Annotated in this window: 15 protein-coding genes; 9 read left to right on the forward strand and 6 right to left on the reverse strand. The window is 66.0% G+C overall.

Annotated elements, in window-relative coordinates:
* Window positions 1-84: 84 nt before the first annotated feature.
* Entirely contained in the window at window positions 85-471 is a 387-nt protein-coding gene (locus VN706_05580; protein HXT15078.1) for a BlaI/MecI/CopY family transcriptional regulator, read from the reverse strand.
* A 113-nt stretch (window positions 472-584) separates the two neighbouring features.
* Between VN706_05580 and VN706_05585 the strand changes: the two genes are divergently transcribed.
* From VN706_05585 to VN706_05615, 7 genes are all read left to right on the forward strand, one after another.
* Complete coding sequence (locus VN706_05585) at window positions 585-1,763, forward strand: hypothetical protein (protein ID HXT15079.1); 1,179 nt, start codon at window positions 585-587, stop codon at window positions 1,761-1,763.
* A 17-nt stretch (window positions 1,764-1,780) separates the two neighbouring features.
* Complete coding sequence (locus VN706_05590; protein HXT15080.1) at window positions 1,781-3,541, forward strand: DUF1800 domain-containing protein; 1,761 nt, start codon at window positions 1,781-1,783, stop codon at window positions 3,539-3,541.
* Between the two features lie 243 nt (window positions 3,542-3,784).
* Window positions 3,785-4,810, forward strand: coding sequence for a fatty acid desaturase (locus VN706_05595; protein ID HXT15081.1), 1,026 nt, complete (start codon window positions 3,785-3,787; stop codon window positions 4,808-4,810).
* A gap of 49 nt (window positions 4,811-4,859) precedes the next feature.
* Window positions 4,860-5,165, forward strand: coding sequence for a hypothetical protein (locus tag VN706_05600; protein ID HXT15082.1), 306 nt, complete (start codon window positions 4,860-4,862; stop codon window positions 5,163-5,165).
* 18 nt (window positions 5,166-5,183) lie between these two features.
* Complete coding sequence (locus tag VN706_05605) at window positions 5,184-5,780, forward strand: hypothetical protein (protein ID HXT15083.1); 597 nt, start codon at window positions 5,184-5,186, stop codon at window positions 5,778-5,780.
* Between the two features lie 52 nt (window positions 5,781-5,832).
* Window positions 5,833-6,177, forward strand: coding sequence for a PadR family transcriptional regulator (locus tag VN706_05610; GenBank protein HXT15084.1), 345 nt, complete (start codon window positions 5,833-5,835; stop codon window positions 6,175-6,177).
* A complete protein-coding gene (locus VN706_05615) occupies window positions 6,177-8,885 on the forward strand; it encodes an ABC transporter permease (GenBank protein ID HXT15085.1) in 2,709 nt (902 codons plus the stop codon). The genes VN706_05610 and VN706_05615 overlap by 1 nt, the downstream gene beginning before the upstream one ends.
* A 58-nt stretch (window positions 8,886-8,943) precedes the next feature.
* Here the strand turns inward: VN706_05615 and VN706_05620 are convergent, their stop codons facing one another.
* Both VN706_05620 and VN706_05625 read right to left on the reverse strand, forming a co-directional pair.
* Window positions 8,944-10,191: a DUF6596 domain-containing protein gene (locus tag VN706_05620; GenBank protein ID HXT15086.1), complete on the reverse strand. Its 1,248-nt coding sequence runs from the start codon at window positions 10,189-10,191 to the stop codon at window positions 8,944-8,946.
* A complete protein-coding gene (locus VN706_05625; protein HXT15087.1) occupies window positions 10,184-10,582 on the reverse strand; it encodes a YciI family protein in 399 nt (132 codons plus the stop codon). Before VN706_05625 ends, VN706_05620 begins: the two co-directional genes overlap by 8 nt.
* Window positions 10,583-10,857: 275 nt before the next feature.
* Between VN706_05625 and VN706_05630 the strand changes: the two genes are divergently transcribed.
* Complete coding sequence (locus VN706_05630; protein ID HXT15088.1) at window positions 10,858-11,745, forward strand: plastocyanin/azurin family copper-binding protein; 888 nt, start codon at window positions 10,858-10,860, stop codon at window positions 11,743-11,745.
* Window positions 11,746-11,786: 41 nt separating this feature from the next.
* On the opposite strand, the gene VN706_05635 is transcribed toward VN706_05630, so the two are convergent.
* The 3 genes from VN706_05635 to VN706_05645 are packed head-to-tail and all read right to left on the reverse strand — an operon-like array spanning window position 11,787 to window position 12,964.
* Window positions 11,787-12,155: a VOC family protein gene (locus VN706_05635; protein HXT15089.1), complete on the reverse strand. Its 369-nt coding sequence runs from the start codon at window positions 12,153-12,155 to the stop codon at window positions 11,787-11,789.
* A gap of 15 nt (window positions 12,156-12,170) precedes the next feature.
* Window positions 12,171-12,650, reverse strand: coding sequence for a hypothetical protein (locus tag VN706_05640; protein HXT15090.1), 480 nt, complete (start codon window positions 12,648-12,650; stop codon window positions 12,171-12,173).
* A complete protein-coding gene (locus VN706_05645; protein HXT15091.1) occupies window positions 12,650-12,964 on the reverse strand; it encodes a helix-turn-helix transcriptional regulator in 315 nt (104 codons plus the stop codon). The genes VN706_05640 and VN706_05645 overlap by 1 nt, the downstream gene beginning before the upstream one ends.
* Window positions 12,965-13,043: 79 nt before the next feature.
* On the opposite strand from VN706_05645, the gene VN706_05650 reads away from it, so the two are divergent.
* The gene (locus tag VN706_05650; GenBank protein ID HXT15092.1) at window positions 13,044-14,699 is read left to right on the forward strand and encodes a PQQ-binding-like beta-propeller repeat protein; all 1,656 of its coding nucleotides are present in this window, start codon (window positions 13,044-13,046) and stop codon (window positions 14,697-14,699) included.

Below are 14,699 nucleotides of genomic sequence, written 5' to 3' on the forward strand. Positions count from 1 at the left end.
TTGCCAGCGCCAACATGATCGTCGCTTTCATGATCAGAAGCGCCGCGGCGTCTCGAAGCAGAAGGTCGGCGAATGCAAGGCGGGTCATTCGTCCCCCGCCTTTTTCGCCTGCTCGATCAACGCGCCGAGTCGGTCGAGCTCCTCGCGTGTGAGCGACTTTCCATTGGGGCCGAGCAGCGCGACGACGGCCGATTCCGTGGAGTCGTTGAAGAATGTCTTGACGAGATGCCGCACGGCGTCTCGTCGGAGCCGAGCTGGATCGCCCGGCAGGTAGACAAAGCGTGGGCCATCCCACTCATGGCTGACGTAGCCTTTCTCCTCGAGCAGACGGAGCATCCCGCGAACGGAGGAGTAGCTCGGGGGGTCTGGGAGATCACCCAACACGTCGGCAACGGTCGCGCGCCCGCGGCGCACGACGATGTCCATGATTTGCCGTTCGCGTCTGCCCAATTCGGAAAGTGATTTGACCATTGTCCGGCTGATGCTAATTGATTAACACCATGCGAGTACGCTAGCATTGTGCCAGTGACGACCGCGAGCCTGGCTTGCTATGCTTCTAGTGCCCGGAAGAATGGAGCGAGGCCGTGACCGCGTCGAGAATTCCCATTCGTCGTCCCATGCCGCTCGCGCTCGGCATCGCCCTCCTCGCGCATGAGCTGAACGCGCACGGCCTGCGCGCACAAACGCTGCCGCCTCGCCCCCTCGGCGCGATTGTCACCGCCTCGGCGGATTCGTTCGCGCGATCCAGCGTGATTCGGGTGCTCAGCGACGGCCACGTACTCGTGAATGATCCGGCAGCGCGTCGCATCGTGCTGCTCGACGCCAGCCTCGCGCATCCACGCGTCGTCGCCGACACGACGGGGGCGACGTCGAAGGCGTACGGCGCTGGATTGATCGGCCTCATGCCGTTCCCCGGTGATTCATCGCTGACGATCGATCGAACGACCGGCGCCGCCGTGGTCATCGCACCGACGGGCGTGATCGCACGCATCATCCAGCGGCCGCGCCCCGTAGGCTTCTCCATGTTCAGCGCGTCGCCCGACCCGTACCAGTTCGATCAGGCCGGACATTTTCTGACGCGTGCGCCCTCGCCGTTCTACCTCGGCCTGCTCCCGCAGGATTTCGTCGGCGACACGCTCATGGTCGGACCGGATTCCGTCGCCGTCATTCGCGAGGATATCGCGACGCGTCGCATGGACACGCTCGTCATGCTCAAGGCGGTGCGAAATCGCCAGGCGGTTTCCCGCCCGGCGCCGGGCCGGGGCTCCGGCCGGTCAGCGTTCAATCCAATGCCGTCAGGCGACGATTGGACGGTGCTGAACGACGGCACCGTGGCGGTCGTTCGTGTTGCGGACTATCACATCGACTGGATCGGGCCCGACAAGCGCGTCGTCGCCGGACCGAAGGTGCCCGCGCAGTGGACGCCGGTGTCTCCGGAGCGGAAGGCGGCTATCATCGACTCGACACGCGCGAACCTGACGTACGGCGGCGTGCTGCAGCAGGCCGTCGTTCAGCCTTCCGATTTGCCCGACTTCATTCCGCCATTCACGACGGGGTTCGCCCGCGCCGATGCGGCGGGCAACGTGTGGGTGCGCGAGAACCATATCGGCTCGGTGTACGACGTCATCGCGCGCGACGGCAAGCTCACCGACCGCGTCACGCTTCCGGCCGGGTCGGTCGTTGCGGGATTCGGGACCGCCGCCGTGTATTTCACGCGAGGTAATGGTCTGAGGGTGCAGCTCGCCAAGGCGGCGTTGCGCTGATGGTTCATCGCGAACATATGCGACAATTTCCTTTTCCGTCTTTCATTCTGTTCGCGGCGCTTGCCGCGTGTGCACCGCGCGCGATCGGCACGAGCGCGGCCAGTGCAACGCCGTCATCCGGCAACGCGCTCCTCACCAACGCGCCACTCGCCGTGTCGGACCGTGTCCGCCAGGCGCTCGACCGTCTCACGTTCGGTGCTCGCCCCGGCGATGTCGCGGCCGTCGAACGCGTCGGGTTGAATGAGTGGATCGACCGGCAGCTCGATCCGGCGGGGATACCGGATCCCGTCGCCGACAGCGTGCTGAATTCGCTCGAGATCACACACAAGACGGCGTTCGAGCTCATCGCCGATCATCCGCAGGCGAATGAGTTCGACATGAACTTCCTTCAGTCTCAGGCGAAGATCGCATCCATGCGAGCGCCGGACACGACCGCCCCCATGTCGGCGGTCGCGCAGTTGCAGGCCATGCGCGCGAGCGTCGAGGACGCGACCGAGCGCGCGTCGTTGGGCGTGCGATTGAATCAGACGCGGTCGGCCGCGGCGCGAGAGCTCCCCACGTCCATTCTGCTCCGCGCGACTATCAGCGACCGCCAGCTTCTCGAGGTGATGACGGTGTTCTGGGAGAATCATTTCTCGGTCTCCGCGGACAAGATGCCGAACCCGTTCACGCTCGTCGACTACGACCGCGCGATTCGCACCCACGCGCTCGGCAAATTTAGAGATTTGTTACACGCGGTCGCGACGAGCCCGGCGATGCTGTTCTACCTCGACAATTATCAGAGCGCCGTCGACAGCCTGCATCCCACCGTGATTGAATGGCGGGCGGAGCAGCGGCGCGCGGCGCATCCGCCGTTCGGCGACACGGCGCTCGTGCGCACGCTGCACCGGCGCCGTGCCGGCGTGAACGAGAACTACGCCCGCGAGCTCATGGAGCTGCACACGCTCGGCGTCGACGGCGGCTACACGCAGCGCGACGTGCAGGAAGTCGCGCGCTGTCTCACCGGATGGACCATCGACAATTTCCAGTTCGGGGGCACGTTCAGCTTCGACGCCGCACGGCATGACGCGGGCGAGAAAACCGTGCTCGGGGTGCGCATACCGGGCGGCCGCGGCATCGAAGACGGTGAGCAGGTGTTGGATATTCTGGCACGCCATCCGTCGACCGCGCGATTCATCGCCACGAAGCTCGTCGTGCACTTCGTGAGCGATAGTCCACCGCCGGCACTCGTCGAGCGCGTGGCGCAAGTGTATCTGCACACCGACGGCGACATCCGCGAGATGATGCGCGCGATCGTTCACTCGCCCGAGTTCAATAGTCGCGGGGCCTATCGCGCCAAAGTGAAGACGCCGTTCGAGCTCGTCGCGAGCATTCTGCGCGCGATGAACGCCGCGCCCGACACGACACCGCAAAGCGTTCAGCTCGTCGCGCGACTTGGCCAGCCGGTCTTCGGCAGACCGACGCCGGATGGATGGCCCGACCAGGGCGCGGCGTGGATGAACACCGGCGCCTTGATGAACCGCATCAACCTGGGCGCTCAGGTGGCGGCGAATCAGATCCGCGGCGTGAGCATCGCGGGGTGGAAACCCCGACAGCCGCTGAGCGCGATGCGTGCCGAACAGCAGGTGGATGGCGTCATCGACGCGCTGCTGGCGGGCGACGGATCTCCGGAAGTACGCCGTGAATTGCTCGCGGTTCAATCGCCGCCTCAAACGGTGCAGCACATCGCGGAGATGGCGTCCATCGTCATCGGGTCGTCCGACTTCCAGCGCCGATAGAACGCCTCGCGGGTGTAATACAGCCCATACGTTGTATTTGAGGGTGAAACCGGGTATGTTTATTCAGAGTAATGCGGGGCGCCCCAGCCCCTCAAATTAGAGAAAAGTGAATTCCACGGGTCCGGCACAGTCCGGGCCTTTTTTGTTTCCAGCGTCGCGTTCGCTTGAAAACCGGTCGAAAACAGCGAGCTCGAACGCCGCGAGGCGCGTTTCCCCTTCCCTCGGCGCCGAGGAGCAGATTCAGTGAGACTTGAACGCACCGAACCCGGCGTCGCCGACTGGCGCGGGATCATCGCTCGGTATCAGCGGTCGAATCCGGCGCGATCGATCGCGCAGATTGCCACCACGCTCATTCCGCTCGCGGCGCTGTTCTATCTGATGTACCGCTCGCTCGCGCTACCGTACTGGATCACCTTGCTGTTAGGGGTCCCAGCCGCCGGGCTGCTGGTACGCACATTCATCATCATGCACGACTGCGCGCACGGGTCGTTTCTGCCGTGGAAGCGCGTGAATGGGGTCGTGGGATGGTTCACCGGCGTGTTGACGATGACGCCGTTCGGTCAGTGGCGGCACGGCCATGCGCTGCACCACGCATCGTCGGGCGATCTGGATCGCCGAGGACATGGCGACGTCGACACGCTCACGGTGCGCGAATACCTGGCGCTCCCGCGCATGGCTCGGCTCAAATACCGGCTCATCCGCAATCCGCTCGTCTTGTTTGGGCTCGGTCCGATTCACTTCGTGTTGACGAACCGCATTCCGCCGCGGGGCGCATCGGCGACGAAGCGGGAGCGGCGCAGCGTGTGGTCGACCAACGCGGCGATCGCCGGGCTCTATGTGGGGATCTCGCTGTGGGTGGGATGGACTACTGTGCTCCTCGTCTACGGACCGGCGATGTACCTCGCCGCCGCGGCGGGCATCTGGCTGTTTTACGTGCAGCATCAATTTGAAGGAACGTATTGGCAGGAGCACGGCACGTGGGATTACGCGACGGCGGCGATTCGCGGCAGCTCGTATCTCAAGCTGCCCGCGGTCCTGCAATGGTTCACGGGAAGCATCGGGCTTCATCACGTGCACCATCTTGGACCGCGCATTCCCAACTACGCGCTCAAGCGGTGTCACGACGAGAACGGCGTGTTTCACGACGTCACCGTGATCACGCTCGCACAGAGCGTCCGCACGCTGCGTCTGGCGTTGTGGGACGAAGCGGGCAAGCGGCTCGTTGGATTCGGCGACATCCGCCGGTTGCCGGTGGCAGCGGGGCAGTGACGGCGCTCGCGATTATTTAGGTCTCGGGTCTTCTTCAACAGGACATCACATGGACTTCGTGCAATTCGAGGACAACGGCCGCACGCTCACCTGTCGCAGTGCGTCATCGCCGGCAACACCGGGCACGACGTGGTGGTGGCTCGAGGTCTCGGGCGACTCGCAACGCTATGCGGCGTTCGGTGTCGAACCCACCGACACGCCCGAGAACGTGCGCGCACGGATGCTCGCGTGGCATGAGCAAATGCTGATCGAGCGTGCGCGGCCGCGCGAGATTCGCCAACGCTGGGGACGCCCTGCCGCCCAGGCGCCGGCGGCTCAGCCGCCTGCCGCCTCCGAGGGTGGCGCCACGGACTGAGTCGGGAAGCCTTGTCACATGCGAATCGTTCATCGGTCAGCGCTGCTCGGTCTGTGCATCGCCGGCTCGTTCGCGCAAGCGCGTCGCCTGCCGGCGCAGGACCACGCCATCGGACACTTCACGCTTGACGTCCGAAAGTCCGGGTTTTTGAAGGAGGGAGCGTCGCGGCTCGAGACCACGAGCGCGGTCGTGACGTACACGTCGGAGCTCATGCGCGGGCGCGTCAACGCCCTGAAAATCCAGCTGTTCGTGCCCCGCCTGACGGCGGCGGAGAAGGCCAGGCTCGTCGTGAGCGACATGGGTGTGCCGCGGAGTGCGCTGGCGCCGGGCCGCGGCGTCCTCGTGCTGCTCGTCGATGACAAGCGTCGCGTCACCCAGGCGAACCTGACGATCGAGACGCCCGGTACGACGGTCTCGCGCACGGTCGCCTATCGCCGGACGGAGCTGGAGAAGTCCTTTGGCGATGTGCGCTACGCGAACGGCCGCCTTCGCATGAAGAGCAAAGGCACGTACGCTACGGGGGTAGACTCACCCGGCGAGGTGTTCACGATGAGCTGGAATCTCGATCTCGATGTGCCGGTGGTCGACCGGAGCGGGACGGCGAAGAAGCCTTGACGGATGATTCCAGGCGCTGCATGCTTCTTACAGAACCTGTAAGGAGCCGTCCGTGGCGCCCGTCCCGCTGCCCGTCCTTCGCGGTACTCTCGATCTCCTCGTGCTCCGCGCGCTCCTCTCGCGCCCGATGCACGGCTACGAGATCACGTCGTGGCTCGACCGCCATGGCTCCGGCAATCTGGCCGTGCTCGACAGCGCGCTCTACCAGGCCCTCTATCGTCTCGAGCGCCAGCGACTGATCGGCGCCGAGTGGGGCGTGACCGACAACAATCGTCAGGCGCGCTACTACCACGTGACGGCGCGCGGACGCGCGCACCTGCGCAGCGAAACGGAGAGCTGGCTTCGCTATGCATCCACTGTCACGGCCTTGCTCACCGCGCCGCTCGCCGCCGAGTGATGGCCGCGCACCGCGAATCACTGCCGGACCGTATTCGCCGCGCGTTCCGACTGGATGCGGGGCAGTCTCGCTCGCGCGAATCGGAGCTCGACGACGAGATCCGCTTTCACCTCGACCAGCGAATCGAGGAGCTCGTCGCGCACGGGTGGACGCGCGACGACGCGGAGCGGGAAGCGCTGGCCCGCTTCGGGCCCTATGAGGAATCTCGCAATCAATTGCTCGCCACCGCGCGCGAGCGCGACGAGGTGCTGACCATGTTCGCTCGATTCGACGCCATTCGCTCCGACACCCGCTACGCGCTGCGCCAGATTTTCCGGTCGCCAGGGTTCAGCATCGCCATCACGCTGACCTTTGCGTTGGGCATCGGCGCCAACGCCACGATGTTCGCGGTGATCGATCGGCTGCTGCTGCGACCGCCGGCGTTTGTCGTGCACCCGCAGGACATCATGCGTCTCGCCGCGGGCACCAAAGGCCACGCGTTCACACAGCAGACGTTGAACTATCCGGTGTTTCGCGCAATCCGCGACCACGCGGCGGGGCTGGCCGACGTCACCGCGACGTACGATGCAACGGTGCCGATCGGGCGCGGCCAGGCCGCACAGCAAGCGGCGGGACTGCTCGTCACCGGAAACTATTTCAGCTTGCTCGGCGCAAAGCCACAGATCGGCCGCGTGTTTCAGGCCGCCGACGACGTGGAACCCCTCGGGTCACCCGTCGCGGTGCTGTCATACGACTATTGGCAAAGCCACTTCGGTGGGAGCGACGCGGTTCTCGGCCGAACGTTGGACGCGGCCGGACGGCGGTTCACGGTCATCGGCGTGATGCCGCGCAACTTCACGGGTCTCGATCTGGACGGACCCGACATGTGGCTCCCGATGAGCGCCGGAGCCGCGCAGCTTGGCGGCGGATCGAGTTGGTCGACGAACAGCAGCGGATCGTGGCTAAGGGTGTACGCGCGCCTTCAGCCGAACGTCCCGGCGGAGCGCGCCGCGTCGGACGCCATGCGCGTGGCGCGCGAGGCGGCGGTCTCGGCCTGGTTCACCGGAAAGGACTGGAGCTTCGGCGCGCTGCCGATCATGGAGCTGCGGGGCTCGAGCCAGGGCGTGACGTCCTCCGTGACCCGGGTGCTGGCCGCAATGTCGCTCATCGTGCTGCTCGTCGCGTGCGCGAATGTCGCCAACCTCTTGCTGGCGCGCGGTCTTCGGCGGCGCGAAGAGATCGCGGTTCGTCTCGCGCTCGGTGTCTCACGCGGACGGCTGCTCATTCATCTGGTCACCGAGAGCGCGCTGCTCGCGATGATGGGAGGTGTCGTCGCGCTGCTCGTGGCGTATTTGGGCGGCGGCGCCGTATTCAAGTTGTTATTCAGCGATGTGAATCTTCACTCGCCGGCGATCGACGGTCGCGTGCTTGCGTTCACGGCGATCGTGACGTTGCTCACGGGCTTGTTCACCGGGTTACTCCCGGCCTTGCAGGTGAGCCGGCTCGACCTGGCCGGCGTGTTGAAGACCGGCGGCCGCCAGTCGGGCCATCGCTCGCGCACACGCACCGCGCTGCTCGTGGCGCAGGCGGCGATGTCGGTGGTGCTGCTCTTTGGCGCGGGCCTCTTCGAGCGCAGCCTCACGAAATTGAGCGATATGCGGCTTGGTGTCGACGTGGATCGTGTCGCGCTCGCGAAGATGAGTCTGCGATCGATCGGCCGCCCGGCGTCGGATGCCGACCGAATTTTCTCGCAGGCGCTGGACCGGGTGCGCGCCATTCCTGGAGTATCGCACGCCGCTGTCGCGGCGACGGCGCCGTTCGGCGCGTCGTTCGGCGTGGGGATAGTCATCCCCGGACGCGATTCATCGATCCACGCCGACGCGATGTACAACATCGTCACCGCCGATTATTTCCGCACGCTCGGCTCACGGATTCTTCGCGGACGCGATTTCACCGACGCCGACCGCGAGAGCAGTCCGCGCGTGATGATCGTGAACCAGATGTGGGCCACGCACTACCTGCACGACGCCAATCCGCTTGGTGTGTGCGCGCGCATTCTGAGCGATTCGCTGCCGTGTGCGGAGGTGGTCGGTGTGGTCGAGAACGTGCGCCGGCAGAGCATCTTCGAGGACTCGAGCGATTTCGTCTACCTGCCGCTGGCGCAGGCCAAGCAAGCGCTCGGCAACCGTGAACTGTTGGTGCGCATCGACAATGGCCGACCCGCTGCCGCGCTCGAGAGCGTGCGGCTCGCGCTGCAAACCGCCGCGCCGGGGCTCCCGTTCGCCGACGTGCATTTGTTCGCTTCAGATCAGACGGTGACGAGAGAGTTCCGCCCCTTCCGGCTGGGCGCGGCGATGTTTGGTGCGTTCGGCGTGCTCGCACTCGCTCTGGCGGCGATCGGGATTTATGGCGTGATCTCGTACAATGTTGGCCAGCGCACGCGAGAGATGGGCGTGCGTATCGCGCTCGGCGCACAGCGGGGCAGTGTGGCGCGCCTGGTCATGCGGCAGGGCGTGTTCGTCACCGGCATTGGTGTAGTGATCGGCGCGGCCGTTGGCTTGGTGGGGAGCCGGCTCGTGCAACATCTGCTGTACGAGGAATCGGCGCGCGATCCGGGTGTGCTGATCCTGGTGGCGGCGGTGCTTCTGGCGACGGGCGCCATCGCGTCGCTCGTGCCGGCCTGGCGGGCCGTGAACACCGATCCGGTGACGGCGTTGCGGGCGGAGTGAGCCGCCGCCGCGCCGGTTCGTTGACGCCGACAACGTTCGTCCCGTCGCGCGCGACCCATCACATGCAGGTTCGCGCCGCCTTCAGTCGCAAGTAATCGCGCTCGGCGGCATTGGCTGTTCCTTCCGCGGCCCGCCGGTAGCATTCCGCGGCCGCGGCAAGGTCGCCTTGCCGCTCGAGTAGGTGGCCGCGAACCGCGTCCACCCGAAAATGATCCGTTATTCTAGGATCATCATTTAAGTTCGATAATAGTGCCAAACCCGCCTGCGCGCCCTGGACCATCGCCACCGCGATCGCCCTGCTCAGCGCCGCCATCGGGTTGTCCATCAAGCCAACCAGCACGTCGTACAGCGCCAGGATCTGCGGCCAGTCCGTGTCCTCGGCGCGAGATGCTTCATCGTGCAGCGCGGCGATCGCGGCCTGGATGAGATATGGCCCGATCTCGCCACGCGGCAGCGCACGGGACACGAGCGCGACGCCTTCGGCGATCATCTCACGATTCCACAGCGAACGATCCTGCTCGTCGAGCGGAATCAGTTCGCTCGCGACGCCGGTGCGCGCCGCGCGGCGAGCCTCGGTCAACAGCATCAGGGCCAGCAGCCCCTCGACTTCGCCGTCGTTCGGCAACACCGATCGTACCAGGCGAGCAAGGCGAATTGCCTCGATGGACAGATCCGATCGAGTCAGCGACAGCCCCGCGCTGCTCGTGTAGCCCTCGTTGTAGATCAGATAGATCACGTGAAGCACCGACGCGAGCCGTTCGGCGCGCTCCGCCGCGGACGGCGTCTCGAACGGAATGCCGGACGCTTTGATCGTCTGCTTCGCGCGGCTGATGCGTTGCGCCATCGTCGCCTCGGGGACGAGAAATGCGCTCGCGATCTCGCCGGTCGTCAAGCCGCCGACGGCGCGCAGCGTCAAGGCGATCGCGGACGCCAGCGTGAGCGACGGATGGCAGCACATGAAGATCAGCGTGAGTGTGTCGTCCTCGTCGGCGCTCAGCTCGCGATCGGGCGGCGGCACGAACGCCCACTCGGCCCAGACGTCGCCGCCAATGCGCTCCTCGCGCCGGCGGCGCGCCATCTCGCTCCGCAAATGATCCGTCGCGCGGCGCATCGCCACGTGATACAACCATCCGCGCGGATTGGACGGCACGCCTTTATCCGGCCAGCGCGCCGCCGCGGCGATCAACGCCTCCTGCACGGCGTCTTCCGCCGCGCCGAAGTCGTCGTACGTCCGAGCCACCGCGCCGAGCACCTCGGGTCCGAGATCTCGGAGGAGGCGCTCGACTATATGAGATTGCTCATGCATCCGTGCTCGGCGCCCGCATCACCTGCCGCACTTCAATCGGAATCACGAGCGGCGTGCCGCCCGGGCCCGGTGCCGACGACGCCCTCGCCGCGATCTCGTAGGCGCGCTCCGCGCTGTCGACCTCGACGATCCAGAAGCCGGCCAGAAATTCCTTCGCTTCGGCGAACGGCCCGTCGGACACGACCGGCGTTCCGTTCTTCGCGACGCGCACCACTCGCGCATCCGCCGGCGGTGCCAGCCCTTCGCCGCCGATCAGCTCACCGCTCCTCGTGAGGTCCTTGTTGAGATCCAGCATGAAGCCGATGTGAGCCTTGAGCTCGTCCGGCGTCCACTTGTTGACGGCCCAATCTCCGGTGCCGCGTGGCGCGTGCATCATCAGCATGTACCGCATGGGAATTCTCCTGTTGGAGGGTTTGCGCCCGCGATTGCGTGGCGCTTCACCCTGGAGTCGGAGCCGGGCGACGGCGTTCTACATCCGCTCGAAAAAAACTCGGAATTCGCGAAAAGGGCCATGGTATCCGCATGGCGTGAACGGCCCATTGATGCGTGAACAACTTACACGCACGTTAGCGTCGGCCTCGCAGTGGATAGCTCGCCTCCCTTAGCCCGTCCGCTTCTATGACAATCGGCTGTCGTTCGACGTGCGGGCATGCATGCCGCGCGACCGTGCTCGTCGCCCTGGTCGCCGTTGTTGGCGGCGCCGCTGCCGTGCACGCGCAAACTCGCGCCGCCGTTGGGGACACCACGGTCGTTCGCATGATCGGCGACGATGCGGGATATCGCCTCGAGCCCAGGGTGGTGCGAATCGCGAACGGCGCCGCCGTGCGCTTCGTGGTCGTGAGTGGCGCCCCGCACAACGTCAGCTTCGACGACACCCTGCCGCCGGACCTCAAGTCACGCCTTCAGGCCAACATGACGCGAACGTTGAGCGATCTCTCAGGACCGCTCATGATGTCGCGAGGAGAGAGCTACACCGTTTCGTTCGCGGGTCTGCCTGGTGGGACGTACGGATATCATTGCATGCCGCACCTCGCGCTCGGTGAGCGCGGGCAGATCATCGTCGCCGGGCCGCCTGCCGGCGCCGGCGCTCCCGTTCCGGCCGCGCCCGCCAATCTCGCACCCGCGACATCGATCGGTCTCACCGGAACGAACAATTACCAAGGCGCTATACGCGACGCGTTGACCGCGCTCGGCCGCGTCGCTCCCGGAACGCTGGGTGAGCGCGCAGGCGTGCCCTTGGCCGTCGACAGGTTTCTTCGAAATCTCGTGACAGCCGAAGAGGCGTACTTCGCCGATAGTTCGCGCTACGGGAACAACTTCGACGAAATCCGGAGCTCGAGCGGCGCAGCAAGTCTGTCGTTGAACGTGCCAGGGAACGCAGAGCCGCTGATCCTGACTGCCGGCCCGGGGTATTGGTTCGCAATCTTGCGAGTGAACCGCGGTGCGTGCGCCATCGCCGTGAACGTGCCGAATCCCCTCGTCGAGAAGGCTGCCGAAGCGGTCCCCGTATGTCGCCTCATCGGCCAGCAGAGCGGCACTACGCCCGGCAGTTAGGCTGCAGCGGGTGCAGCAGGTGCAGTCGCGGGCCGCCCCGTTCACTTCCTCTGCTGGTACAACCCGAGGATGTTGCCGGCGGGGTCGCTGAATCGCGCGGTGATCTCAGGCGCATCGCCGCCAATGGGTTGCACGACCTTTCCGCCACGAGCCGTGATCTTCTCGAGCGTCTCGGCCACACTGTCGACCATCACGTACACGAGCATGCCGGGTGTGCCCGACGACGGCGCGCGTCCCTTCACGAAGCTGCCGCTCACCTCGCCGATCGTGTCATCGAACGCGGTGCTGCCGTCGCCGCGCGTACGAATGTTCCAGCCGAAGACGCCGTTATAGAACTCTGAACTGCGGGCGGCGTCGGTGCTCGGCAACTCGATGTAGCAGATTTTTCCGTTGGCGCTGGTCGGCGGCATGATGTCTCTCTTCGGCTAAGTGATCACATGAATGACGGCGTGCGTGATGACCATCGCGCCTGTGGCGATGATGCCGATCGCCATGCGGCGATGCCGCCGCCACAGAGCGTACACGCCGAGGAGGAACGCGAGCTCGGGAATGATCACGATGAATACGAGCTGGGCGGCGCTCGTGTGGCGCCATCCAGCGGTCGTGGGATGCATGCGGCTTTCGCCGATCATCATCGAGAGCGCGAGCACCGCGACGGCGACGACTACCCCTGAGAAGACTGACACGACTGCTTTCGCGTTCAGCCGCCCCGACGAACGTGCGGTTTGCATGGATCGTACACCGATCGCGAGCGCCCCACCGAGGGCCCAACGAAGCGCCGCCCAATCGCCTTCGACGAAATCGAGCTCGCGCAGCATGGCGCCGGCCCATGCGCGATCGGCCGCGGCCGCGCGAGTGGCGCCGAATCGCAGCACCCATGCGGCGAGTTGTCGGCGGCGGGGCATCAGGTCTTCGCCTCGCGCAGCGCCGGCCGCCGAACGTGATGCGCGTGGTACTCGCGCATGTAGCCGCGCGCGGCGCGAACGCCGTCGGCCGTGAGACGATACATATGTCGTGGCGGCCGGCCAGAATCGCTCGTCTCCCACGACGTCTCGAGCCATTCTCGATCGGCGAGCCGCATGAGTATTGGATATAGCGTACCCGATCGCAGCTCGGTGTCGCGACTGATGTCGTAGCCGTACCGCCAGGCGCGCGGCGAGCCGAGGAAGGCGTCGAGCACGGCGGCGGTTTGTGGTGAGAGGCGCAGTCGGTCGGCCATGAGCCTAATTCTACATATGTAGACTTATTTCGTCAAGCACTCCACTCGCCAATTCGCTCGAGGTGGCGCACTATACCATATGACTCGACCACACCGTACGTCGCTCGCGTTCAGAACCGGCACGGCGATCGCCGCCGTCGCCTTGGCAACCGCATGCAACCGCGGCGCGGCCGCGACCTCGCCGGCAGCCGACGCCGGCGGAAGCGACTGGCCTGCATACAACCGCACGCTCGCCGGCGACCGCTTCGCGCCGCTGGCCGACATCAACCGCTCGAACGTGTCGCGCTTGGCCGAGGTGTGCAGCTATTCGCTGCCCGTGGTGGCGGATCTGCAAACGGGCCCCGTCGTCGTGAATGGCGTCATGTATTTCACCAGCGACACCATCACCTATGCCGTCGACGCCGGGACCTGCGCGGAGCGATGGCGTGTCGCGAGGCATGCGTCGCCGGCGGTGAATCGCGGTGTCGCCGTCATGGATGGTCGCGTGTTCCGCGGAACATCGGACTCGCACGTGCTCGCGCTGGATGCCGCGACGGGCCGCACGTTGTGGGACGTACAGCTCGACGTGGCGGGTCCGGGTGTCTCGGTTCCGATGGCGCCGATCGCGTGGCAGGGAAACGTGTACATCGGCAACGCGGGCGGCGATCGCGTCGGCGTCATTGGGCACGTCTACGCACTCGATGCGACCGATGGCCACGTCGTCTGGAAGTTCGACGTCGTTCCGGCGAGCGGCCCGGCGCGTGGTACGTGGGGACGCGGCAATGCGGCGGCGTATCCGATTTCCGGCGGGGCGTTCTGGACGTCGTTCACACTCGACGAGAGCGCAGGGGCGCTGTACGTCGCGGCGGGCAATCCCGCCCCCGACTACGATGCCGCGATGCGCGATGGAGAGAACTTATATGCCAATTCCATCATCGCGCTCGACGCGGCATCGGGCCGCCTGCTTGGCTACAACCAGGTGGTGAAGCACGATTTCCACGACTGGGACGTCGACGCACCGGCGGCGCTCGTCACCACGCGATCGGGTAAGCGCATCGTGGCCTCGGCCAACAAGGACGGGCTGCTCTCAGTGCTGGACCGCGGTGTCATCGCGCGCGGCGTGGGTGTCGTCGCGGCAAGCACCCAGCCGCCAGAATTGCCGCTGCTCTTCCAGACGCCAACCACCAGGCGCGTGAACGTGGACGTTCCACTCTCGCGCGACCGCAAAGTCCATTTCTGTCCTGGCTCCCTCGGCGGCTCGGAGTGGAACGGTGCGGCGTACGATCGCGGCGACAACCTGCTGATCACCGGCGCGGCAGACTGGTGTTCGACGGTACAGCTTCAGCGCGAGTCGACGCCGGTCCCGCGGATCGGCGCCGCGTGGTTCGGCAACGTCGGTGGGTTCGGCGAGGCAATGGACTCCGCCGAGCATGCTCGCGGATGGATCACCGCGGTCGACGCCGACAACGGCGCCGTGAAATGGAAGTTCGCTGCTCCGCGGCCGGTGCTCGGCGGTGTGACGCCGACGGCGGGAGGCCTGGTCTTCGCCGGCGATCTCAGTGGCGCATTCTACGCGTTCGATGCAGCGTCTGGTCGCATCCTGTGGCAGACTGCGCTCGGACAGTCGGTTGGCGGTGGCGTCGTGAGCTATCGCGCGGGCGGACGCCAGCTCGTCGCCGTGACCGCCGGCATGCGTTCGGCGCTCTGGGCCGATGCGTCGCGGTCCAGCCGGATCGTCGTGTTCGGACTACGCTGA

This window comes from Gemmatimonadaceae bacterium, from assembly GCA_035606695.1.
Classification (GTDB): Bacteria; Gemmatimonadota; Gemmatimonadetes; order Gemmatimonadales; family Gemmatimonadaceae; genus JAQBQB01.

Bases quoted from the DNA above. Each gene is read 5' to 3' on its own strand.
- VN706_05580 (HXT15078.1), bottom strand. From the start codon at position 471: ATGGTCAAATCACTTTCCGAATTGGGCAGACGCGAACGGCAAATCATG.
- VN706_05590 (HXT15080.1), top strand. From the start codon at position 1,781: ATGCGACAATTTCCTTTTCCGTCTTTCATTCTGTTCGCGGCGCTTGCC.
- VN706_05600 (HXT15082.1), top strand. From the start codon at position 4,860: ATGGACTTCGTGCAATTCGAGGACAACGGCCGCACGCTCACCTGTCGC.
- VN706_05605 (HXT15083.1), top strand. From the start codon at position 5,184: ATGCGAATCGTTCATCGGTCAGCGCTGCTCGGTCTGTGCATCGCCGGC.
- VN706_05615 (HXT15085.1), top strand. From the start codon at position 6,177: ATGGCCGCGCACCGCGAATCACTGCCGGACCGTATTCGCCGCGCGTTC.
- VN706_05620 (HXT15086.1), bottom strand. From the start codon at position 10,191: ATGCATGAGCAATCTCATATAGTCGAGCGCCTCCTCCGAGATCTCGGA.
- VN706_05625 (HXT15087.1), bottom strand. From the start codon at position 10,582: ATGCGGTACATGCTGATGATGCACGCGCCACGCGGCACCGGAGATTGG.
- VN706_05635 (HXT15089.1), bottom strand. From the start codon at position 12,155: ATGCCGCCGACCAGCGCCAACGGAAAAATCTGCTACATCGAGTTGCCG.
- VN706_05640 (HXT15090.1), bottom strand. From the start codon at position 12,650: ATGCCCCGCCGCCGACAACTCGCCGCATGGGTGCTGCGATTCGGCGCC.
- VN706_05645 (HXT15091.1), bottom strand. From the start codon at position 12,964: ATGGCCGACCGACTGCGCCTCTCACCACAAACCGCCGCCGTGCTCGAC.
- VN706_05650 (HXT15092.1), top strand. From the start codon at position 13,044: ATGACTCGACCACACCGTACGTCGCTCGCGTTCAGAACCGGCACGGCG.